Annotated in this window: 2 protein-coding genes; both read left to right on the forward strand. The window is 59.6% G+C overall.

Annotated elements, in window-relative coordinates:
• Positions 1-160 precede the first annotated feature (160 nt).
• A complete protein-coding gene (locus PAT3040_RS26525; RefSeq protein ID WP_108995047.1) occupies positions 161-1,150 on the forward strand; it encodes a zinc-dependent alcohol dehydrogenase in 990 nt (329 codons plus the stop codon).
• A gap of 20 nt (positions 1,151-1,170) precedes the next feature.
• Positions 1,171-1,785 (forward strand): sugar phosphate isomerase/epimerase family protein (locus tag PAT3040_RS26530; RefSeq protein ID WP_108995048.1); only part of this gene is annotated, 615 nt, incomplete at its 3' end.

The raw sequence follows: 1,785 nt of genomic DNA on the forward strand, positions 1-1,785 counted from the left end.
AAGCGGCAGCTCGAAGACTTTATCGAAGCCGTGGCACGCGGCGAAGAGCCGGCGGTAAACGGGATCGAAGCAAGGAAAACATTGCAAATCATATTGGCGATCTATGAATCGGCGAGAACTCGCAAGCCGATCAGCATCCTATAAGGACAGGTGAACAACGATGAACTATCATGTATTGACAAGCGAGGAGCCGGGCGCGATTGCGCTGCGGGAGTTTGAATTGGCAGAGCCGGGAGAGACGGAAATTCAGGTGAAGGTGCACGCTTCCTTGATCAGTCCCGGGACGGAGCGGGCGTTCGTGCTCAATATGGAGAATACGTCCGGGCAATATCCGATGTATCCCGGCTACAGCTCGGCAGGCGTCGTGACGAAGATCGGAAGCGCGGTGACGGACTTCAAGGTGGGCGACCGGATTGCCTGCCATGGCATTACTCACCGCTCCTACGGCAATATCCGGCAAGCGCGGGCGGCCAAAATTCCGGACGGCGTATCGTTCGAGGAGGCGGCCTTCACCTCGCTCGGCGTTATTGCGATGCAAGGCATCCGCAAGGCGCGCATCGAGCTGGGCGAATCGGCCATGGTGCTTGGCCTAGGCATTATCGGGCAATTGGCCGTGCAGCTTGCCAAGCTGAACGGGGCGGTGCCGGTTATCGGCGTCGACCGCGCGGATAACCGGATCGAGCTGGCGCAGCGCTTCGGCGCCGATATCGCGTTGAACTCGGCCGAAGCCGATTGGCGGGAGAAGCTGCTTCAGGAGACAGGCGGCAACGGCCCCCATGTCGTTATTGAAGGGACAGGAGCTCCCGAAGTGATCGGCACGGCCTTCGAGACGGCGGCAACGTTCGGCCGCGTCGTCATCTTGAGCAGCACGCGCGGCAACAGCACGATCAACTTCTACCGCGACGTGCACAAGAAGGCGCTGACGGTTGTGGGGGCGCATATTTCGGGCAATCCGATCGGCGATTCCAGACCGGGCTTCTGGACGTGGCGGGATGACGCGACGGCGTTCCTGAACCTGCTGAATTACGAACGTCTCTCGATAGAGCCGCTTGTTACCGAACGGATTCATTGGCTGAACGCCGAGCAGTCGTACCGCGAGATGTTGTCGTCCAACGTGCATATGATCGGTACGCTAATTAAGTGGGACTAACGGGAAGAGGGGAACGATCCATGTATTCATTCGGCTGGTGCAGAGGCATTGAAGAAGCCGCTCTTCTGAGGGATGCGGGCTTCGATTATATCGAATGCGCCTTGACGGCGTTAAAGCTGGAAGACGAGCGGGCTTTCCGGGAGGAACTGCCTCGTTATTTGGATAGTCCATTGCCGGCGAGCGCCTTCAACTTGTTTTTCCCTTCCGATTTGAAGGTGGTTGGCCCCGATGTCGACGAGCCCCGCATCGAGCGTTACATCGGGTTGGCGGCGGAGGCGCTCAATCGGATCGGCGCGCGAATATCGGTGCTCGGAAGCGGGCGATCCCGCAGAGTGCCGGACGGCTGGGAGCGGGACCGGGCAGAGGAGCAGTTCCTTCGTCTGCTGGAGCGGATCGCCGGCGCATTCGCGGGCACGGGCGTCGTGCTGGCGGTGGAGCCGCTTAATCGCAGGGAATGCAATTTGATTAACAGCGTCGCGGATGCAAGCCGCTTCGCAGAGCTGGTGAACCGCCCCGAGATTCGGGCGCTGGCCGACTTTTACCATATGGAAGAAGAGAAAGAGCCGTTCCAGACTTTGATCGACCACAAGATGTGGCTTGCCCACATCCATCTAGCCGATACGGGACGACCGTCG

The sequence above is a fragment of the Paenibacillus agaridevorans genome (assembly GCF_003112455.1).
GTDB lineage: Bacteria > Bacillota > Bacilli > Paenibacillales > Paenibacillaceae > Pristimantibacillus > Pristimantibacillus agaridevorans.

Excerpts from the sequence above, each read along its gene's own strand:
- PAT3040_RS26525 (WP_108995047.1), top strand. The coding sequence starts at position 161 with ATGAACTATCATGTATTGACAAGCGAGGAGCCGGGCGCGATTGCGCTG.